Source organism: Candidatus Contubernalis alkalaceticus, from assembly GCF_022558445.1.
In the GTDB taxonomy this organism is placed as follows: Bacteria; Bacillota; Dethiobacteria; order SKNC01; family SKNC01; genus Contubernalis; species Contubernalis alkaliaceticus.
Genome location: NZ_CP054699.1, coordinates 355135 through 376185 on the forward strand (window position 1 = coordinate 355135; position 21051 = coordinate 376185).

Sequence of the window (21051 nt, forward strand, 5' to 3'; positions counted from 1 at the left end):
AGAGCTTTATTTATGGATACTTAACGTCATATATAAAAAAGTTTAAGTTTTTGCACTTTCCTTCTTATGGGTATAGAATTTGTCTCCGAGAAATGCCAGACAGCAAAGTATGAGGCCAAAAATCAGTACGGTTATATTGCTCACCAGGAAGCGGTGTAAAACATTAATGATATAGGGCTCGGAAACTAGAGTATCTATATTATCAGGCAAAAAATTCAATAACATATTTCTAATTCCCATCAAGACCAAAAATAAAAGAAGGGTAAGGGAGGAAGGAGACCAGAAGGAATGAAAATTTTGGTTTAATACAAATATAAAAATAAGACAAAAACCTATTCCCGCTAAAGATAACCAAAATAAATTTTGGATCATGGCAGGATAAAGAAACGTGGATAACATTCTTTCCTGTCTCTGAATTCCGGTGGCTTCTGTGATAATTATACATAATCTGTCCATGGCTACGGTACCCATAAGGGAATAAAAGAAAACAGCGCCTGTAATGCTCAAGGAGTAAATAAAGTAAATAATCATAGATATTACGATTTTTATGTCTCTATACAAATGTCAAGACCTCCTTTGGATATAAGTTATCGTTTTCTATATATATATTATACACTAACCATTAAAAAAGTCATTACAATTTAACCTGAAACTTATGCCATGTAGAAGTCTTTACAGGTCCAAAAATTAACAAAATATAAGTTATATTAAATAAACAATACATCTAGGGTTAGATGCAAATACATCGTAAATTGGTGTTGACTATTTATACTTGAGGGTATATTATAATAAAATATCGAGTTTTATTATAGGAATACAGATAAAGTAAAGGCCATTAAAAGTTAGGATGGATGTATATTCACATTAATTGTTTAGGGGGGATATGGGAGTATATATGTGGGCTAATTTATTATTGTTTTTGCTTTAATGATTTTTGCCAGATTATTGTTACCAGAGTGATAATTTTTTAAAGACAATAATTATTTGTTATTTAAAAGAGTGACGACCAGCATAGTTAAACAGGGGCAGCATAATTAACATTAAAATTAAAGGGGGATATGGGAATGAGTTATGGCATTATTATTGTTTTTGGTTTAATCGTTTTTGCTTCCAGGGTTATGATTTTTAAGGGGCACAAATCCAGTGTAAAGAGAGTGTTGGGTAAGGAAGGAAACGCATAAATGTAGCGTTTTAGAAATGTCCGGGATAAAAAAATAGGAGGAACCTATTATCATGGTATACGTACTGTTTCTATTACTAGCTGTAGCTATTGTAGCCATAAGAATGCTTCTATTTAAAGAACACAAGGCATCAGCACGTCTGCCAATTTTTCAGAATCATTATGTTCAGGCAATTTGCACTAATGATCTTTGTCCTATAAACCGAGAAAAATATTATGCTTCGGACCCTCATAATAAGATGTTAATTTTACTACATAAATTGGCGCTATGTTCCCAAGATATTGACACAAAAAGATTAAAATGTCCATGGTGCAGTCAGCAGCTGAGCTTTGAACCCTTAGGGCCTCTTTTTAGTTCTCCTCCCCCGGGCAAGGAATTGTGTAAAATGCCGTGGGAAAAAGATAATTAATAGTAAATTATACCAAAAAATGTTCCTTGTGAGAGGAACATTTTTTTTTGTAGTAAGAAACCAGTAAAAACAGTTATACTAAAAAAAGGATTTAAAATAAAAAGGCTAGAATTTGTTAGAAGCAAATAAAACTGAAATTAATAGACTGAAAGAGGGATAAAAATGAACTATTTAGAAGCGTTAGATTGGATACACAGTATTGGCCGGTTTGGTATAAAGCCAGGACTGGCGAGAATGAGCAAAATGATGGAGCTTTTGGGAAATCCTCAAAAAAAAATTAAGGTAATTCATATTGCCGGAACCAATGGAAAGGGTTCCACCGCTGCTTTCCTTTCTAAAATATTAGAAGAGGCAGGTTACAGTGTAGGATTATACACTTCTCCTTACCTGGAGGCATTTACCAACCGCATGGCTATTAATGGAAATGATATTCCCGAAGATCGTCTGGTTGAAATTGTTAACATAGTTAAACCTATGGTGGATGATATTTCAAAAGATTTTGAGTTGGGTCAGATGACGGAGTTTGAGGTAGTTACTTGTATTGCTTTTTATTACTTTGCTGCTCAAGACACTGACTTTGTTGTGCTGGAGGTGGGTTTGGGAGGTAGGCTGGATGCTACTAACGTGGTGGAAAATCCATTGGTGTCTGTAATCACCAATATCGGGTTGGAACACACTGAGGTGTTGGGGGACACAATCGAAAAAATCGCTGGGGAAAAAGCCGGTATAATCAAAGAGGGTGCTCCGGTAGTTACAGCTGTGCCAAGGCCTGAGGCGATGAAGGTAATCCAAAAAAAGTGCCAGGATAAGAATGCTCACTTGTTTGTTCTGAGAGAAAGTGTAAATATCGAAATAGAGGAACTTTCTTTAAATGGACAGTCTTTCCACTACGTAAACCCTCAGGGTTTACAGTTAAAAGATTTGTTTATCAGCCTCTTAGGGGAACATCAAATTATAAATGCCTCCACAGCCGTTGCTGTTATTGAAATATTGCAGGGGAAAGGGTTCCATATTCCTGAAGCTGCTGTTCGCAAGGGGCTTAAAGCAGCTCGCTGGGCAGGAAGGCTGGAATTAATGGGTAAAGATCCTCTGCTGATTCTAGATGCTGCTCATAACCTTGATGGGGTGAGAAGTTTAAAAAAAGCTCTGCAGGATCAGGTGAAGTATGAAAAGCTGGTGCTGGTAATAGGGATTTTAGGGGATAAAGCTCTGGATGAAATGCTCAAGGAAATTATACCTCTAGCAGATAAAATAATTATTACTAAACCAGATAGTCCCCGAGCGGCTGAACCGGAGGCCGTTGCTGATGTGGCGGAAAAATATGCCCGGTATCCTATGATCTTAGAGGACTCTATTCCCCGGGCTGTTAACATAGCTATGACTTTGGCGGAGCCGGAAGATTTGGTTTTAATATGTGGCTCACTTTACACTATATCTGAAGCTAGAAAAGCCGTACAACGGCTGCCTGCTTTATAAATTGTTATTTTGTTTAATCTCTTTTTTTAGGGTATAAGGCCCCCACCTCTAAGCATTAGCGTAGGTGGGGCTTAAAATCAGGTGGAGAAGAGTCTCCACCTGATTCCCCGATTTTAAAGCTTGCTGAAACGCGTTCACTGATTTTTAGATTTGACCTGGGGTAACATATTTTTCTTTATGCCCTAATATTATAATTAGGGTGACAATACTTCATGAAAATTATTTAAAAAGATAAAAGGAATTTAAACAGATACCGTCGAAGTTATCCCTTACGGTTTTTTTTGAAAGGAGGTGAAATAAAATGAAGTTACATAAGATTGGCATTTACTTCTTGGTAATAGCCTTGATAGGAGTCCTGGCTCTTGGATGTGGTGATGATGCTGCGACTGCTGATGGAGATGTTTACACCGGAGAAGCACAGGGTTTCGGAGGAACAATTAAGGTTGAAGTTACCATGGACGAGGGGGAAATCGTTGATATAAAGATTGTTGAGGAGAGTGAAACCGCCAATATTGGTGACGCCGACTCTATGGCCGGGCTTCTAGATGATATTATTGCTGCTGGAGGCACTGGTGGTGTAGATATTAAGTCTGGGGCAACAGTTACTTCTGAAGCTATATTTGCTGCTGTAGATGATGCTTTGTCCAAAGCAGAATAAAAGAAATTTCATAAAATTTGCATCAGGGATGATTATCGAATCATCCCTGATGTTATGTAACCCGCTTTTTATCGAAAGCAGTTAAAGTTTTTGGAGAAATACCGAACTAAAAAGCAGGATTTTATTTTATATTCACGAATATTTATTTAGTTGTGTGTAAGTAAATCTTTTATAAAAGGGGTGAAACAGTTTGACCACTAAAACCTTTAAGGGTGGCACGCATCCTCCCCACGACAAGCCTGCAGCAAGCAAGCCTATAGTAACAGCTACGGCACCTTCGCGGGTAGTTATTCCTCTGAGCCAGCACTCTGGCGCGCCTTGTGAACCATTGGTTAAGGTAGGGGATGAGGTAAAGATGGGCCAAAAAATTGGCGATGTCAAAGCCTTTATTTCTGCACCCGTCCATTCCAGTGTATCAGGCAAAGTTGTTGAAATAGCTCCCTATTTTAACCCGGGCGGAAGCTCGCCAATGTGTGTGGTGATTGAGTCTGATGGTAAGGATATTTGGGCTGAAGATGTAAAGCCCAACAAACCGCTGGAGGAACTTACCGGAGAGGAAATCATTAAAATTACTAAGGAAGCCGGTATTGTAGGTCTTGGAGGGGCAGCTTTTCCAACACATGTCAAACTAATACCACCGGAGGGTGGACTGGAAGCGCTGATTCTAAACGGCGCGGAGTGTGAACCGTATCTTACCTGTGACCACAGGCTGATGGTGGAACGGGCGGAGGATCTGATTTACGGTACAAAAGCAATGATGAAAGCGCTTCAAGCCCGGAAGTGTTACATTGGGATTGAAGTAAACAAGCCTGATGCTATTGCTGTAGTCAGGGAAGCTATTGGTGGAGATTCCAGCATCGAAGTTGTTGAACTGGAGGTTAAGTATCCTCAAGGTTCTGGAAAACAGTTGGTTACTGCAGTTATGAATGGTATGGAGGTGCCTTCGGGCAAGAGGTCTACTGATGTGGGTGTTCAGGTGTCAAACACTGGAACAGCCATAGTAATTGCTGATGCCATTAAGACGGGGCGGCCTTTAATTGATACCGTGATTACCGTCGCCGGGTCCGGTGTTAATGAAAACGCTAACCTACTGGTAAGAGTGGGTACCATTTTCACAGAGATTGTGGAACAGTGTGGAGGAGTAAAGGACAATGCTGCTAAGATTATTATGGGTGGGCCCATGATGGGCGGCGCGGTACCTTCTCTGGATTTCCCCATCTGTAAGGCTACTTCAGGGGTTTTGATTTTAACCAAAGAAGAATCTGTAATTCATGAAATATTACCCTGTATCAAGTGCGGCCGCTGTGTTAATGTTTGTCCGGCTTTCATTATGCCCAATTTCATATCCAATGCCGGAGAACAGAACAATTATGCAGCTGCAAAAAAATTCAATGTAGATGAGTGTATAGAATGCGGTTCATGCGCCTTTGTATGTCCGGCCAAAAGGCCTATTGTACAGTGGATCCGGTTATGCAAAGCAGAAATAAGGGCCATGAGCAGTAAATAACAGGCGAATGGAGGGATAAAGAGATGGAAAATTTAGCCGTTGAAAAAAGATTTGTTGTATCTTCCTCACCCCACGTAAGATCTCCTGAAACCGTACAGAAGATAATGATAGATGTATTAATTTCCTTAGTGCCCGCCGTAGTCGTTGCAGCCGTATTTTTCCGTGAACAAGCAATTATACCTATCGTAATCTGTCTTGTAGCAGCTATGGCTACCGAATTTCTTCTTGTGCGTAAAGGGATTTTTAGTGATGGAAGTGCAGCCGTAACAGGTGTTCTTTTGGCTTTAACCCTGCCCCCCGGGTCAGCCTGGTGGATGTGCGTGATTGGGGCAGTATCAGCAATTATTTTGGGTAAATATGTGTTTGGAGGCCTTGGAAGCAACATCTTTAACCCCGCTTTGGTGGGCCGTGCTGTTTTATTGGCTTCCTGGGGAGGCAGGATGACAGATTGGTTGAGCCCAGTAGACTTAAAGAGTGCTGCTACTCCACTGGCAGAACCAGGTCAAGCCGCTCTGGTGGATCTTTTTACCGGTAATGTGGCAGGTAGTTTGGGGGAAACCTCAGCCATCGCTTTGTTGATTGGAGCAGCATATCTGCTGTATAAAGGCCATATTAATTGGAGAATTCCCGGCGGTTATATTGGGTCCGCCCTGATTATGGGGACGCTGCTTACAGCCGGAGGATTTGGGTTTGATATAAACATGGGATTGTTCCATGTACTGGCCGGCGGTTTACTGCTGGGGGCTCTGTTCATGGCCACCGACATGGTAACCTCACCGGTTACTCCCAACGGTCAATTGATTTTTGGTATTGGATGCGGTGTATTGACGATGCTGATCAGAATATATGGGAACTTCCCCGAGGGAGTTACCTTTGCCATTTTGATTATGAACGCTCTTACACCAATTATTGATAACGCAACTCGGCCTCGTTTTTATGGGGAGGTGAAAAAATAATGGGTGATATTATTAAATTATCCGTTGTGTTGGCTTTAATCTGTGTGGTAGCCGCCGGTTCCCTGGCTTTTATAGAAGGTATAACCACTCCGGTTATACTACAGAGGGAAGCGGATGTACTGGCAGAGTCATTGGGGCAGTATGTGCCTGATGCCGACAGTTTCGAGCCTGTTGAAGTAGAGGGCAAAACATTTTATAAAGCTCTATCAGGCGGACAGGAAATCGCCTACATTATGCCCGATTCCAGAGGTGCTGGATACGGTGGTGACGTAAGAGTAAACGTAGCTACCGATGCGGATGGAAATGTAATAGCTGTAGATGTAGTAGGACATACTGAAACCCCGGGTCTTGGAGACAAGATTGAAGCTGAGAGCTGGTTAGCTCAGTTTGTTGGGAAAGGTATAAGCGACGCTGTAGCTGTTGGGACAGATATTGACGGTATTGCCGGAGCTACTGTTTCGGCCCGGGCGGCTGCCAATGCTGTGCGGAACGCTTTAGATGAAATCGGAGCCGCTTTCCTTGGAGTAGCCATGGCGGAATTTGACCTGGCTTCTGTGGAAGATGGAACTTACAGCGGAGTTGGCACCGGATTTGGTGGAGATATAAGTATCGAAGTTACCGTATCTGGAGGCAAGATTACCTCGATTGAGATTCTGGATCATAGCGAAACTGCAGGTCTTTCTGATCCTGCCTTTGCAGCTACACCCCAGGATATTATAGATGCCCAGGACTACGAGGTTGATGCAGTCAGTGGTGCTACCATGACCAGCAAGGGAATCATGGATGCGGTATTTAACGCATTAGCCAATTAACCATAGAATATGGGAGGTGAATTGTATGAGTATTGCCAAAGAATTTTCTAAAGGTATTATTAAAGAGAACCCTGTTCTGCGGCTGCTTTTAGGACTTTGTCCGGTTTTAGGGGTTACCACCGCAGCCATGAACGGCTTGGGAATGGGCTTAGCTTCTACCTTTGTGCTGACCTGTTCCAATATTGTTATTTCACTGTTAAGAAATGTGATCCCGGCCAAGGTTAGGATTCCCTGCTTCATCGTAGTCATCGCCACCTTTGTAACTATAGTGGATATGTCTATGAATGCATTTATTCCTGACCTGCATGCCAATCTAGGTCTTTTCATACCGTTGATTGTAGTAAACTGTGTTATCTTAGGAAGGGCTGAAGCTTTCGCTTCTAAGAACAGCCTGCCCTATGCCATCGCAGACGGTGTAGGAATTGGCTTGGGCTTTACCCTTACCCTGGTGATTTTAGGTTCCATACGGGAGATCCTTGGAGCCGGAGCCATTTTCGGATATGTCTTTACTCCGGAAGCTTTTGAGCCCTTTGGGTTGTTTGCTTCACCTGCCGGGGCTTTTATCGGATTAGGATTCCTGCTGGCAGGGATGAATCTGCTTTCTAAGAAATTAAAGCTTGACTGATCGATTATTTTCGAAAAAAGGAGGGTAAGAAATGGGAGAATATTTTGCCATATTGTTTGGCGCCATCTTTATATACAACTTTGTATTGACCCGTTTTTTAGGCATCTGTCCCTTCCTGGGGGTTTCTAAAAAAATTGAAACCTCTATCGGAATGGGCGCTGCGGTTATCTTCGTTATGACCTTGGCAGCCATTATAACCTGGCTCATTGAATTTTATATTCTAGAACCTATGAGTCTGGAATATCTGAGAACCATTGCCTTTATTCTGGTTATTGCCTCGCTGGTGCAGTTTGTAGAAATGGTTATTCAGAAGGTCAGCCCGGCTCTTTATGAAGGGTTGGGAGTGTTTCTGCCTCTGATTACAACAAACTGTGCAGTTTTAGGTATGGCTATCTTGAATATACAGGAAAAATTTAACATTATTGAGTCCATCGTCCATGCCATCGGGGCAGCCCTTGGTTTCACCCTTGCGCTGGTCATATTGGCAGGGATTCGGGAGAGGCTGGAGTTGGCTCCTCTTTCCAAGTATTACAAAGGTGCGTCAGTTGCATTAATTACAGCCGGTATATTGTCTATCGCATTCCAGGGTTTTCAGGGAATGATGTAAAACAGATTTTTTTAGGAGGTGAAATGATAAATGATTCAAGCGATTGTAAGCTTAGGTGGATTGGGATTAGTCTTCGGCGGAATCCTGGCCTTTGCCTCCAAGAAGTTTGCCGTGTATGTAGATCCTAAGGTTGAGGCTATCCGGGAAGTCCTTCCGGGAGCTAACTGTGGGGCCTGTGGTTTTGCTGGATGTGCAAACTTCTCTGACGCGGTTGCGGCGGGAGATGCCGGTGTAGCAGACTGTATCCCCGGTGGTTCAGATTGTGCTGGTCAAATAGCGGATATTTTAGGTATGCCCAAACCTGAGGAAGGGGTCAAGTTGGTTGCCCAGGTCAACTGTATAGGTTTTGGGGAGGCTGCAGCGGACAGCTTTATATATGACGGAGTATTGACCTGTACTGCGGCAAATGCTTTTTTTGACGGTTATAAAGAATGTAAATATGGTTGTTTAGGACTGGGGACCTGTGCTCAGGTCTGTCCCTTTGACGCCATTACTATGAAGAACGGTAAGCCCATTGTAGACCCTGAACTATGTAAAGCCTGCAACAAGTGCGTAACTGAATGTCCCAGGGGAGTTGTCAGTATCGTAAACTATAACCCCCAGGCTTATGCAGTGCTCTGTAATTCTAAGGACAAGGGCAAGCAGACAAAGATATTTTGTCAGGTGGGATGCATCGGCTGCGGCGCCTGCGCCAAAGTATGTGAAGCCAATGCTATTGCTATGGAAAAAGGCAAGCTGGCCACTATTGACCCGGCTCTTTGCACCGTTTGCGGAAGTTGTGTTGAAAAGTGCAAGAGGGACTGTATAGTAGTCCCTTAATATGTAATGGTAAAAACTTTATGGTGCGGATTCATCCGTACCATAAAGTTTAACTAATGTACATGAGAATACAGTAACTATCAATAAGCAGTTGTTTAACTGTAATGGAGGGGTATCATTGTCCTCAGACAAATTTACACACTTCAATCAGGAAGGTCGCGCCCGGATGGTGGATGTGACCGATAAAGTTGACACCGTCAGAGAGGCTGCAGCCCATGGAAAAGTGTGTATGAAGCCGGAGACATTACGATTAATCAAAGATCACGGCTTTAAAAAGGGTGATGTTTTAGGTGTAGCTCAGGTGGCCGGGATTATGGCTGCTAAGAAAACAGGGTGGTTAATTCCTATGTGCCATCCACTGTTTCTAACGGGTGTTGATATCAGGTTTTCATTAAAAGATGAAGGCACCGTGGAGATTATAAGCAGGGTTAAGACTACGGGAAAAACCGGTGTGGAAATGGAAGCCCTTACGGCGGTTTCCGCTGCAGCATTAACGATCTATGATATGTGTAAATCTGTGGATAAGGATATGGAAATAAAAGATATTTTTTTGGTTGAAAAGACCGGCGGGAAAAGTGGACACTATCGCCGAAACAATGATGAAAGACTAGACGGGTAAAGGAGTTATAAAATGAAGGCTGGAAATTTAAGTACCTATGTAGGGACAACGTTTATTTTATTTCTTTTCTGGCTTTTAATCACCTGGAGTTTGCATTACCAGCAGTTGATTGCCGGTTTGCTCTGTTCAGTTCTTGTGGTTATATTCTGTAAAGACATTTTAATTTATCAAGAAGAACGGTTTATCATAAAACCTGTAACTTTTATAAAACTATTTAAATATCTCATTGGATTACTCGTTGAAATTTTCAAAGCAAATATTCAAGTAGCTATGATTGTGTTAAATCCTAAAATGCCTATTTCTCCTACTTTAATTGAATTTAAAACAAACCTAAAGGATGATTTAAGCCGGGTTATATTAGCGAATTCTATCACCTTAACACCGGGGACACTTACTGTTGACTTAGAAGGAGATGTCTACTTAGTCCATGGCCTGACCAGGGCTAACGCTATTGATGTTGTGGACTGGCATATGGCTATTAAGCTCTTGGATATTGAGGAGGGAAAATAATGCTGCTCTTTGCTTTTACGGCTTCTTGTATATTCTTAGTGCTTATGATTTTTTTGTGTTTATATCGAGCTTATGTTGGCCCAACCGTGGCAGACCGGGTCATTTCTATCAATGTAATCAGTACAAAAGCAGTAGCCATAATGACTTTAGTGTCAATTATTTATCATAAGGAGTACTTCCTGGACATTGCACTTGTTTATGCCTTAATATCTTTCCTCGCAACCATTGGGGTAGCAAAATATCTACAAAAGGGTGTCCTGGAATAAGGAGGGGTTACGTTGGTAATGGAGATTATCAGTTTTATAGTTTTGATCTTTGGAATATTCTTTTTCATGGTGGGTGTAGTTGGACTGCTTCGCTTTCCCGATGTTTATACCCGCCTTCATGCTACAACCAAATGTGATACCCTGGGGATAGGTTTAATTCTCTTTTCTATTATGCTGTATCAGGGTTTTACCGGCCCCAGTGTTAAGATTGGGATAATTATTATATTTATTTGGCTTTCCAATCCTACTGCAGCGCATGCCATTGCCAAGGCTGCTTATTCCGTAGATATTCCCATGATTAAGGGGACCGTCTTTGCAGACCAGTCTAAGGAGGAGAGCAGCTCATGGTAATTATGACAAATATTTTAAATATGCTTTTGCTGTTATTTCTTATTGTTTGTGCTATTAGTGTAGCCAAAACCAGGGATCTGCTCAGTGCAATCATTATTTTTGCTGCGTACAGTCTAATTATGGCGGTGGTGTGGCAGCAGTTGGAAGCCCCGGATATTGCTATTACTGAAGCAGCCATTGGGGCGGGAGTTACAACACTGCTCTTAATTGCCACAATTAGTAAAACAAGGAGGGAAGAATAAATAATGAGACTTATTCTTACCTTGATTTTTTTAGCTCTGATAAGCGTAGTTATGGTAGCCACGGTAGTAGAGATGCCTCCTTTCGGTAATGCTGACAACCCTACCAATAATGAAGTGCCTCAAAAATATATTAATGATGCCGTTGAGGACACCGGGGCTCTAAATGTGATTTCTAGTATAATTATTGACTATCGGGCATTTGATACCTTAGGGGAGGCCACAGTGTTGTTTGTAGCCATTGCGGCAGCTCTATCGTGCCTGAAGGCTCATTCTTAAGATAACGGTGAGGTGATAGACAATTGGAAGATATAATTATACGCATGATCAGCAGAATCTCGGTACCCTTTATTATGGTATTTGGATTATATATTATTCTACACGGTCATTTAACCCCGGGGGGGAGTTTTTCCGGGGGTGCAGTTCTAGGTTCTAGTATGATTCTTTTTGCCCTGGCTTTTGATCTAGAAGAGGGGCACAAAAAACTATCCCATGAAACTTCGACATTAATAGAAACAGGTGGTGCCTCCTGGTATGTTCTTTTAGGGTTTGTAGGTCTTTATGCAGGCTCAGGTTTTTTAGCAAACAAGGCAGGAGGTTTTCCCATGGGTGTTCCCGGTGAACTGGTCAGCGGTGGAATGATTGCGCTCATTACCCTGGGACTGGGATTAAAGGTTGCCAGCACGGTAATCACGCTGTTCTATAATCTTATAGAAGGTGATGCTCATGACTGATATTGCTCTGAAGCTATTTGACAATATGTACTACTTGGTGTCCATGGTGCTTTTTATTATCGGGTTTCATACTATGCTTACTCATTCTAACCTGATAAAAAAAGTCATAGGTATGAATGTTATGGATACAGCTATATTTCTTTTCTTTGTTTCTACCGGATATGTCACTGGAGGAGTCGCACCAATTATAGAGCCCGGAGTAGAACAGACCTATATTAATCCTCTTCCAACAGCTCTGATTCTGACTGGAATAGTAGTGGCGGTGAGCGTAACTGCTTTTGCACTTGCTCTCATTGTAAAGTTATATCACCATTACGGCACCATTGATGCCGAAGAAATAATGCGGATAAGGAGTACTGAATAATGACGACCGCTATTAATATAATTCAAGGACATTCACCGGCTTTAATTGTAGTAACTTTTTTACTGTTTTCCTATCTTACCCCGGTGCTGGATATTTGGAAAAAAAATTGGTGCGCACCCCTGGCTATCGCAGCTCATGTTATAGCACTGATATTTACCGGTAACCTGGCATGGAAGGTTTTTACTACAGGAACTGTGGTCTACCATATGGGTAACTGGGCTCCCCCATGGGGAATTGAATTTGTGGTCGACTATCTTGCAGTATTTATGTTAATAACCATTACAGTTGTCAGCCTGCTGATTTTAATTTTTGCCACTAAAGACCTGGGACATGAACTAAAAGATAAGGTGAGAAGTTGGTATTACACTCTTTATCTCTTGTTGGTTGGAGCGATGATTGGCCTGACCATAACAAATGATTTTTTTAATATGTTTGTTTTTATGGAAATTGCGGCAATGGCTGCTTGTGGAATTATCGCTATTAAAGAGGATAAGGAATGCGTGGAAGCCAGTTTAAAATACCTGATATTAAGTGCTGTGGGAACCGGCTGTGTTTTACTGTCGGTGGCAATGCTTTACATGGTAACGGGACATCTTAACTTTACCTTTGCTGCAGAAGCACTGATACCAGCATTAGAGCTTTATCCTAATAACATTCTGGTGGCTTTAGCGTTATTTTCTGCTGGGTTCATTGTTAAGGCGGCTCTGTTTCCCCTTCATGTATGGCTTCCCGATGCACACTCATCAGCGCCATCCCCTTCCAGTGCAATCCTTTCGGGTCTGGTCATTAAAATTTATGCCTACGCTTACCTGAAGCTGCTTTTAAAGGTGTTTCCCGGGGACATATTCAGCATAGTTCCTATCTATGATATGATACTAATTCTAGCTTCTCTATCAATTTTCTTTGGTTCCGTCTTTGCCATTGTGCAGGAAGATATTAAGAGAATGCTGGCATTTTCCAGCATCGCGCAAATTGGTTATGTTTTTTTAGGAATAGGCTTAGCCAATCAAGCCGGGCTTACCGGAGGAGTACTTCATATCTTTAACCATGCTTTAATGAAATCTATGCTATTTTTGTCTGCTGGAGCAATTATTTACTGCACAGGAATTAGAAAGATTGATCAATTAAAAGGTATAGGGGCTAAGATGCCCCTGGTGATGGGTGTATTTTCAGTTGGGGCCATGGCCATGGTAGGAATACCTACCACTAATGGCTTTATAAGTAAATTGTATTTGGCGTTGGGGACACTGGATGCAGGGAAGCCTTTTTATCTTGGGGTTATCTTGTTAAGCAGTTTTTTAAATGTGATATATTATTTTCCCATTGTGATTAACGCTTTCTTCGGGGAGCCCGAAGGAGAGGAAGGCAATGAAATTAAAGTTAAGAATTTGCCGCTGCAAATGTCTATTCCTCTATTGATTCTGGCTGCCGGAGTTATGTTCTTCGGCGTGTTCCCCAAACATATGCTGATTTTGGTTGAAAGAGCTGTTGCTATGTTTTAATAAACGGTTAAATCAGTATGTGCAGAAGGCGGAGATAGAAAAAAGGAGTGATAAAGGTGGAAAAAACAACATCGATTCTACCAGTATTTGCTGCATTATTCCCAATGGTTATGACTTTTGTAATATATTATGTTCAGAGAGAATCCACTAAACTTAGAAATAACCTTTCAGTGCTCACTTCCATAATAACATTTATTTCTGTGGTTGCTATGTACCCAATAATTGCCGATGGAAAGATTATTGTATTTGAGCTTTTTGAAGTACTGCCGGACATGGGAATAGTAGGGACATTCAGAGTGGATATTTTAAGCTTTTGTTTAGCCTTGGTTGCATCTTTTGTTTGGATGTTAGCCACCATTTTTTCCATAGACTATATGAGCCATGAACATGCTCAAAACCGTTATTACCCAACGCTTATATTTACTCTAGGTGCGTGCATCGGAATTTTTGTGGTAGGCGATCTATTTAGCTTTTTCATATTTTTTGAATTAATGTCGGTAATATCTTATGTTCTGGTGGTTCATGAAGAATCAGAAGAAGCTTTGAAGGCTGGTTATAAGTATATTATTATGACTATTATAGGTGGTTTGAGTTTACTGTTAGGGGTTATTAATACCTATGAGATTTCCGGTTCGGTCAGCCTGGATCAAATTGGGTTGATTACTGAACCGACTGGGCTGGCATTGGCAACTTTTATTGCTTTCTTGATAGGCTTTGGAATGAAAGCAGGGATGTTTCCCTTACATGTTTGGCTGCCTGATGCTCACCCGGTGGCTCCCGCTCCAGCCAGTGCCCTTCTTTCAGGAGTAATGCTGAAAACTGGAGCCTATGGATTGATTCGGGTATTTTACAACGTATTTACCCCAGAATTTTTACAGGAAACCGGATGGATCATGATTGTTACCGTTCTGGCTGTTATTACTATACTCTTAGGGTCTGCGGTAGCCCTTACACAATTTGATTTGAAGCGGCGGCTGGCTTATTCCAGTATTGGGCAGATGGGATATATTCTTTTAGGCCTATCTTTATTTACCCATACAGCCCTGGTGGGCGCAGTATTCCATATTTTTGCCCACGCAATTATGAAGGGTTGTCTCTTTATTTGTGCCGGAGCTATCATTGTAAAAACCGGCCAAAGGGATATTCGAGAACTTAGCGGCATTGGATTTAAGATGCCTGTGACTATGATTGCCTTTACTACAGCATGCCTTGCTATGATCGGAATTCCACCCTTAAATGGTTTTTTAAGCAAGTGGAACTTAGCGCTGGGCTCATTAGAAGCAGGTGTGCCGTTATTTGTAATAGTGTTGTTGATCAGCAGCTTATTGAACGGCCTCTATTATTTGCCTATTATCATCAGCGCCTTTTTTGGACAAGAGGCACAGGAGAAGAAATTTAAGTTTGATGAAGTGCCATTTAAGATGCTGTTACCTATTACTATATTGGCATTGCTGTGTTTAATTTTTGGAGTATCTCCCATTAATTTGCCCTTCGATTTATCCAAGTTAGCTGCAGATATGTTACTCGGAGGAGGAATCTAAAGAATGTTTTTTGCCGCTGAGGAGTTGAATCAGGCAAGTCAGGTTATTGTATCCAGTAAACTGGCATGGATTGTGTTAGTTCCCATGATCTGTTCCATTATTATTTACATGGTTGGATGCAGGAACCAATTAATGAGAAATTTATTAAGCGTTGCTGTTGCTGCTTATGTGCTCAGGGAGGTAGTTTCTCTTTATCCCCTGGTTCAACAGGGAGTTGTGGAGACCCAGTATCTGGTTCTTCCGCTCATCGAGTACTCTTTGAGCTTAAGAGTAGACTTTCTAAGTTTCGTGTTTGCTGCTCTCATGTCTTTTATATGGTTTTTGGCCACTATTTTTTCCTGGCCGTATATGGAACATGAGGTGTGTGTAAGCAGATACTTTGCATTTTTTATATTTACCCTGGGAGCCTGTCTGGGAGTGGTAATGTCCGGTGATTTAATCGCTTTCTTTCTGTTTTTTGAGCTGATGACCTTCAGTTCATATGTACTGGTCATTCATAAAGAAGATAAGGAAGCTATGTCAGCGGGGCTGCTGTTTCTGGTCATGAGCATTGTGGGGGGATTGATCCTTCTTTGGGGGATCTTTTACATCTTGTTTGGCACCGGAACTGTGGAAATCATGCCTTTATTACAGAAAATCAATGAAGCAGGTTTAAATCAACCGCTGATTATTACACTATTCTTGATTGGGTTTGGAGTTAAAGCGGGTATGGTTCCTTTACACATATGGCTTCCAAGAGCCCACCCTGTGGCTCCTGCCCCGGCCAGTGCCCTTCTTTCAGGGCTTATGATTAAGGTGGGGGCCTACGGAATACTCAGGGTAATCTTAATGATTTTTACAAGCACAGAAATTCTTGAAGGGGCCCAGCGTTATGCCAACTGGAGCAATACCTTTGGGTATGTTGTGATTTGGATTGGTGTAGTGACCATGTTCCTGGGGGCTTTCTTGGCACTGCAGCAGACCATGGCCAAAAGAATTCTTGCCTATTCCAGTGTCAGCCAGATGGGTTATATCTTAATGGGAATTGGTTGTGCAGCGTATCTTGGCGCCGACGGAGCTATGGGATTTGTGGGAGCCTTATACCATATCATCAACCACGCTTTGTTTAAGGCGGGACTTTTTATGATGGTGGGAGCGATTTATATACACACCCATGAATTGGATATTGAGAAAATTGGTGGGATGATTAAAAAGTTTCCTTTTATTGCCGGGACCTTTTTGGTGGCTGCTTTCGGTATCGGGGGTATACCAGGCTTTAATGGTTATACCAGCAAAACTTTAATTCACCATGCTATAGAAAAAGCGTACCATCTGAACCATGACCCTACACTTTTTATTGCAGAAAAGATATTTGTTTTAACCAGTGCCTTGACTGTCTGCTATTTCATTAAACTTTTTCGAGGGATGTTCCTGGGAGAAGTACCTGAGAAATATGATAAGGAATACAAGCCTTCAATTTTAGAATATATTCCTTTGGGTGTTTTTGCAGGCTGTATAATGTTTATTGGGTTGTTCCCGCAGGTGCTTTACCAGAATCTTATTATTCCTGCCATGAGTGGATTTACCTTCGATCCATACAATATAGAAAAGTATATATTGGATTTGAATTTTTTCACCTGGCCGGATATAAGGGCTATTTTAATTGTTTTAGTGCTGGTGGCTATTATTTACCCATTGGGAACCAAATTTAATCTGTTTAAATTAAAGTTTCCTGTTTGGGTCAGCATGGAGTACTCTATCTTTAGAGTTATGGCATCCGTTGGTTGGAAGATATGCGTATTTGCTCAGAAGTACCTGGATGGTGGTGTTAACAATTTTTACATGGTCAGTTCCAGGTCAATGCGTAAAGCTGCTGATATGACCGGTAACTTTGAAGGAAAGCTGATGGATTTTTATGAAGGAACTTCGGATATCTCCCGCAAAGCTACAGATTTTGCCGGTGACTTTGAAGGAAAGCTGATGGATATATATGAAGGAACTTCGGATATGTCCCGTAAAGCTACAGATTTAGCCGGTGACTTTGAAGGAAAGCTGCAGGACATATATGAGGGAACCTCAGATATTTCCGCAAAGGCCAAGGCGGCAGAAAGAAACTACAGAAAAAGAAGAGTTTTGGGCTGGAATATTAAGAATATTAACATCGCAGGGATGATCATGGCCTTTTTAATCAGCTTGTTTTTGTTTGTATTCTTTATTTATTCCAGGTTTAGATAATTTTAAAAATATTACATAAGTGAATTAGGCTTTTATTACCTTTGTGAATAATTTAAATAACTAAAAATGAAGGGCGTCCTTATTAAAAGAGGCGCCCTTCATTTTTCTTGCCTTATAATAAATTAAGTGTTAGTATTGAATAGGATATGCTTCATTTAATTACTGTATATTATATATACTTTTAAACGTACGGTGGGAGGGACAACTGTGAGGTTACGAAAAGCAGTGGAAGTGCTGGCAGTAATTATAATATTGGCAATTATTGCTTTTTCCATTTTTAAGATATATAACCAGGAAAGCATTCAGAGGTACAGTAAAACAGAACTTCTTTTAGATACTGTTTTTGAAGTTGCTGTATTCACCGAAGACGAAGCAGAGGGAAACCGTCTGCTTCGGGAATCTTTTAATGAAGTAAGGGCTTTGGAAAAAGTTTTGAGCCGTTTTGTTTCCGACAGCGATGTAGATATAATAAACAACCATGCAGGCGTAGAACCTGTTGAAGTAAGCAGTGATACGTTAGAGGTAATTAAAAAGGGGTTATATTTTGGGGAATTGTCTGATGGGGGTTTTGATGTTACCATTGCACCCCTGATGGACCTCTGGGGGTTTGGAACTGGTGAACAGAGTGTTCCTTCATTGGAGGAGATAGAACAGACGCTGCCTTTTATAGATTTTAGAAAAATACAAGTAGATGAACGAAGAAACACTGTATATCTGGCCGATGAACAAATGGCACTGGATTTAGGCGGAATAGCCAAGGGTTATATTGTGGATCGTATCGTTCAATTCTTACAGAGCCAAGGGGTACAAACTGCCTTTGTAAATGCCGGAGGGGATATCAGGGTAATAGGCAGTAGAATAGACAGTACTCCCTGGAGGATAGGGATAAGGCATCCCCGGGAACGAGATAGTCAGGAGATTATAGCAGTGATCCCAGTGGTGAATCAGGCGGTGGTAACTTCCGGGGATTATGAAAGGTATTTTACCAGCGATGGTGATAAATACCACCATATCCTTGACCCTCATGACGGCTTTCCGGCATCCGGGGTTATTAGTGTTACTATTGTTGCCCCGGACTGTATAACGGCAGACGGTCTGTCTACGGCTGTTTTTATCCTGGGCCCTCAAAAGGGTCTTGAACTGTTGGAAAGGCTGCCGGAGGTGGAGGGTGTAATTATAGATAATCAGGACAAGCTTTATGTTTCTTCTGGCTTAGAAGACATAATAGAAATCAGGTGATGGTATGTTTTCTCGTTATGATATTTTAATCTGGATAATTATTGTTGCACTGGCCCTGGGGGGCATGTTTTATTATTATAATATTGCTTCCAGTGGAGAGCATTTTGTTAGCATAAGTGTAAATAGTATAGAGTTTGAACCTATTCCACTGACGGAATCTAACAACAATTTCCGAAAGGAGATTGAGGGAATTAATGGTCTGACTATAATTGAAATTCTAGACCAACGGGTCAGAGTTATTTCTTCTGCTTGTCCGGATAAGCTTTGTGTTCATTCCGGGTGGATTGATAAACCGGGTCAGTTATTGGTATGCCTCCCAAACAAGGTGGTTGTTAGAATTATCAGTGATGAACAGCAGGATATAGATTTTTATACCAATTAAACGTTCAGGATAAAAAGTTTATACAGGATTTGTCAGCTGTTTTGAAGAAAGGTTCTAGTAAGAAAAATAGATGTTTTGGGAAAGTTAGAATAGTGAACCCATAGAATTTTTTAGGTGCTTTACGTAAAATGATATTTTAGGAAGGAAGAGCAGTATGAGCAGTACTTCAAAACTTGTTTACCTGTCTCTGTTAATTACCTTTGCAGTAGTAATTCATACTATTGAATCGCTGCTGGTAATCCCTATTCCTGTTCCCGGGGCAAAATTAGGCCTGGCCAATATCATTACTCTCTTAGCTTTGATGCTTTATGGTTTTAAAAGTGGAATGCTTGTTTCAGTTATGCGCTCTACTATCGGTTTTCTTATTGTGGGAAACGTAGTAAGTTTTTCCTTAAGCATTAGTGGGGCTGTTTTCAGCACTGCTGTTATGGGCCTGGCCTTTGTTTGTTACAGGAAAAAATGGATCAATATATTAACAGTGAGTATCTTGGGGGCTGTATCCCATAATGTTGCTCAGATTGTCATGGCCAGTTTCGTGGTTAATCAGTTTCATTTAATTACTGTTTACCTTCCGGTACTACTGCTGTTGGCTATTCCCACAGGAGTATTTACAGGTCTTTCTGCCATGTACCTTCATAAAATTATAGTAAAGAATATTACCATAAGTCATTCCATCAGTGAATAATTATACAAATTAAGGAGTTCATATATGTCTCAACTTATTCTTGCTTCCGCCTCTCCACGAAGAGCATCCCTCTTAAAACAGGTGGGCCTGGAATTTCAGGTAATTCCCAGTAACTTTATTGAAGACAATACGTTACAAATGACAAAACATATGCTGACCGTCTTTTTTGCTCGTTCCAAAGCAGAAGAGGTGGCTTCCAGGGTAAATGATGGTATTATTATTGGAGCTGATACCGTGGTGGTATCGGAACATGAGTTTTTGGGCAAGCCTGGTTCTGCCGAGGAAGCCTTTGTTATGCTGAAGAAGTTAAGCGGAACTTCCCACCAGGTCACTACGGGCCTGGCGGTATTAGATAAAAAGAGCGAAGTTATTAGGACCTTATATTCTACAACCAATGTTTGGTTTAGAAAGTTGAAGGATGAAGAAATAAACTCATATATTAAAACTGGGGATCCTTTAGACAAAGCAGGAGCATATGGCATACAGGGGAAAGCAGCGCTGTTTGTTAAACGAATCGAGGGATGTTACTTCAATGTGGTTGGACTTCCACTGTCTGAGCTGGCTGGGATTTTGACGGAATTTGGAATAAAAATATTTTAACCAGCATAAGAAAGGTGAAAGGTTATGAAGTTCAAAAAGGACCACGTCACTATTAAGGAATTGCCGGAAGAGGAGAGACCCAGGGAAAAAATGATTAGATTTGGTGCCGAAAGAGTTTCTAATGCTGAGCTTTTGGCTATCATTATCAGGACCGGAAGCAGGAGGGAGTCGGCCATTGCTCTGGCAGAAAAAATTCTTTCTAAGGCGGAAAGCTTGAGGGAACTTCCTCTTCTCACCATTGAAGAGCTGATGGAACTAAATGGTGTTGGTTTGGCCAAAGGAGTCCAGATTAAAGCGGCACTGGAGTTAGGCCGCAGGATGGCTTCCTCCATAAAACAAGAAGATAAGAATGTTTCTTCGCCAAAAGATGTGGCGGACTATCTTATGGAAGAAATGCGATACTATCAAAAAGAATATTTTAAAGTAATTTTATTGAATACAAAAAATCAGATAATCTCTACTGAACTAATCTCTATAGGAAGCCTTAACTCTTCTATCGTTCATCCCCGGGAAATATTCTCGGTTGCCATAAAGAAGGTTAGTGCTTCAGTGATATTAGTACATAACCATCCCAGTGGAGACCCTACTCCCAGCAGAGAAGACATAGAGGTTACCAAAAGAATTATACAAGCTGGGGATATCATTGGAATCACAGTATTGGATCATATGATTATCGGTGAAGGAAGATATTACAGCTTCCGTGAAGGCGGTCTAATATAGGTAGAATAAAGTGGTATATTATTACTGTTTCAGTT

26 protein-coding genes are annotated in these 21051 nt (G+C 41.1%); 25 read left to right on the top strand and 1 reads right to left on the bottom strand.

The features are described from left to right. Positions 1-42: 42 nt before the first annotated feature. The gene (locus tag HUE98_RS01660) at positions 43-561 is read right to left on the bottom strand and encodes a hypothetical protein (RefSeq protein ID WP_241422158.1); all 519 of its coding nucleotides are present in this window, start codon (positions 559-561) and stop codon (positions 43-45) included. Between the two features lie 672 nt (positions 562-1233). On the opposite strand from HUE98_RS01660, the gene HUE98_RS01665 reads away from it, so the two are divergent. The 25 genes from HUE98_RS01665 to radC all read left to right on the top strand — a co-directional run bounded on the left by HUE98_RS01665 (position 1234) and on the right by radC (position 21016). After that, positions 1234-1590, top strand: coding sequence for a hypothetical protein (locus HUE98_RS01665; protein ID WP_241422159.1), 357 nt, complete (start codon positions 1234-1236; stop codon positions 1588-1590). A gap of 162 nt (positions 1591-1752) precedes the next feature. Next, positions 1753-3066 (top strand): bifunctional folylpolyglutamate synthase/dihydrofolate synthase, encoded by a 1314-nt coding sequence (locus tag HUE98_RS01670; protein ID WP_241422160.1) that lies wholly within the window; start codon positions 1753-1755, stop codon positions 3064-3066. Positions 3067-3367: 301 nt separating this feature from the next. Beyond that, complete coding sequence (locus tag HUE98_RS01675) at positions 3368-3724, top strand: FMN-binding protein (RefSeq protein WP_241422161.1); 357 nt, start codon at positions 3368-3370, stop codon at positions 3722-3724. Positions 3725-3914: 190 nt separating this feature from the next. Continuing rightward, positions 3915-5231: an electron transport complex subunit RsxC gene (gene rsxC, locus HUE98_RS01680; RefSeq protein WP_241422162.1), complete on the top strand. Its 1317-nt coding sequence runs from the start codon at positions 3915-3917 to the stop codon at positions 5229-5231. Positions 5232-5254: 23 nt separating this feature from the next. Beyond that, positions 5255-6187 (top strand): RnfABCDGE type electron transport complex subunit D, encoded by a 933-nt coding sequence (locus HUE98_RS01685; RefSeq protein ID WP_241422163.1) that lies wholly within the window; start codon positions 5255-5257, stop codon positions 6185-6187. Then, positions 6187-6999, top strand: coding sequence for an FMN-binding protein (locus tag HUE98_RS01690; RefSeq protein WP_241422164.1), 813 nt, complete (start codon positions 6187-6189; stop codon positions 6997-6999). Before HUE98_RS01685 ends, HUE98_RS01690 begins: the two co-directional genes overlap by 1 nt. Positions 7000-7024: 25 nt before the next feature. Continuing rightward, positions 7025-7624: an electron transport complex subunit RsxE gene (gene rsxE / locus HUE98_RS01695; RefSeq protein WP_241422165.1), complete on the top strand. Its 600-nt coding sequence runs from the start codon at positions 7025-7027 to the stop codon at positions 7622-7624. A 31-nt stretch (positions 7625-7655) separates the two neighbouring features. After that, on the top strand, positions 7656-8231 hold the full coding sequence (gene rsxA, locus HUE98_RS01700; protein WP_241422166.1) for an electron transport complex subunit RsxA: 576 nt from the start codon (positions 7656-7658) through the stop codon (positions 8229-8231). 30 nt (positions 8232-8261) lie between these two features. Continuing rightward, complete coding sequence (locus HUE98_RS01705) at positions 8262-9050, top strand: RnfABCDGE type electron transport complex subunit B (protein WP_241422167.1); 789 nt, start codon at positions 8262-8264, stop codon at positions 9048-9050. A gap of 118 nt (positions 9051-9168) precedes the next feature. Beyond that, positions 9169-9669: a cyclic pyranopterin monophosphate synthase MoaC gene (moaC, locus tag HUE98_RS01710; protein WP_407080272.1), complete on the top strand. Its 501-nt coding sequence runs from the start codon at positions 9169-9171 to the stop codon at positions 9667-9669. Between the two features lie 12 nt (positions 9670-9681). Continuing rightward, on the top strand, positions 9682-10179 hold the full coding sequence (locus tag HUE98_RS01715; protein ID WP_241422168.1) for a Na+/H+ antiporter subunit E: 498 nt from the start codon (positions 9682-9684) through the stop codon (positions 10177-10179). Then, complete coding sequence (locus HUE98_RS01720) at positions 10179-10445, top strand: monovalent cation/H+ antiporter complex subunit F (protein WP_241422169.1); 267 nt, start codon at positions 10179-10181, stop codon at positions 10443-10445. The genes HUE98_RS01715 and HUE98_RS01720 overlap by 1 nt, the downstream gene beginning before the upstream one ends. Positions 10446-10463: 18 nt before the next feature. Further along, complete coding sequence (gene mnhG / locus HUE98_RS01725) at positions 10464-10796, top strand: monovalent cation/H(+) antiporter subunit G (protein ID WP_241423480.1); 333 nt, start codon at positions 10464-10466, stop codon at positions 10794-10796. Continuing rightward, a complete protein-coding gene (locus HUE98_RS01730; protein WP_320415645.1) occupies positions 10790-11038 on the top strand; it encodes a hydrogenase subunit MbhD domain-containing protein in 249 nt (82 codons plus the stop codon). Before mnhG ends, HUE98_RS01730 begins: the two co-directional genes overlap by 7 nt. Before the next feature lie 3 nt (positions 11039-11041). Next, entirely contained in the window at positions 11042-11314 is a 273-nt protein-coding gene (gene mbhE / locus HUE98_RS01735; RefSeq protein WP_241422170.1) for a hydrogen gas-evolving membrane-bound hydrogenase subunit E, read from the top strand. Positions 11315-11337: 23 nt separating this feature from the next. Then, on the top strand, positions 11338-11769 hold the full coding sequence (locus HUE98_RS01740; RefSeq protein ID WP_241422171.1) for an MnhB domain-containing protein: 432 nt from the start codon (positions 11338-11340) through the stop codon (positions 11767-11769). Next, positions 11756-12133 (top strand): sodium:proton antiporter, encoded by a 378-nt coding sequence (locus HUE98_RS01745; RefSeq protein ID WP_241422172.1) that lies wholly within the window; start codon positions 11756-11758, stop codon positions 12131-12133. Before HUE98_RS01740 ends, HUE98_RS01745 begins: the two co-directional genes overlap by 14 nt. Beyond that, the gene (locus HUE98_RS01750; RefSeq protein WP_241422173.1) at positions 12133-13635 is read left to right on the top strand and encodes a complex I subunit 5 family protein; all 1503 of its coding nucleotides are present in this window, start codon (positions 12133-12135) and stop codon (positions 13633-13635) included. The genes HUE98_RS01745 and HUE98_RS01750 overlap by 1 nt, the downstream gene beginning before the upstream one ends. 56 nt (positions 13636-13691) lie before the next feature. After that, a complete protein-coding gene (locus tag HUE98_RS01755) occupies positions 13692-15176 on the top strand; it encodes a complex I subunit 5 family protein (protein WP_241422174.1) in 1485 nt (494 codons plus the stop codon). A gap of 3 nt (positions 15177-15179) precedes the next feature. Further along, entirely contained in the window at positions 15180-17390 is a 2211-nt protein-coding gene (locus tag HUE98_RS01760; RefSeq protein ID WP_241422175.1) for a complex I subunit 5 family protein, read from the top strand. A 207-nt stretch (positions 17391-17597) separates the two neighbouring features. Next, the gene (locus HUE98_RS01765; protein ID WP_241422176.1) at positions 17598-18629 is read left to right on the top strand and encodes an FAD:protein FMN transferase; all 1032 of its coding nucleotides are present in this window, start codon (positions 17598-17600) and stop codon (positions 18627-18629) included. Positions 18630-18633: 4 nt separating this feature from the next. Then, entirely contained in the window at positions 18634-19011 is a 378-nt protein-coding gene (locus HUE98_RS01770; protein WP_241422177.1) for a NusG domain II-containing protein, read from the top strand. Between the two features lie 154 nt (positions 19012-19165). Further along, entirely contained in the window at positions 19166-19696 is a 531-nt protein-coding gene (locus tag HUE98_RS01775; protein ID WP_241422178.1) for a Gx transporter family protein, read from the top strand. A 24-nt stretch (positions 19697-19720) separates the two neighbouring features. Continuing rightward, positions 19721-20296: a Maf family protein gene (locus tag HUE98_RS01780; protein WP_241422179.1), complete on the top strand. Its 576-nt coding sequence runs from the start codon at positions 19721-19723 to the stop codon at positions 20294-20296. 24 nt (positions 20297-20320) lie between these two features. After that, complete coding sequence (gene radC, locus HUE98_RS01785; RefSeq protein ID WP_241422180.1) at positions 20321-21016, top strand: RadC family protein; 696 nt, start codon at positions 20321-20323, stop codon at positions 21014-21016. Positions 21017-21051: the final 35 nt, after the last annotated feature.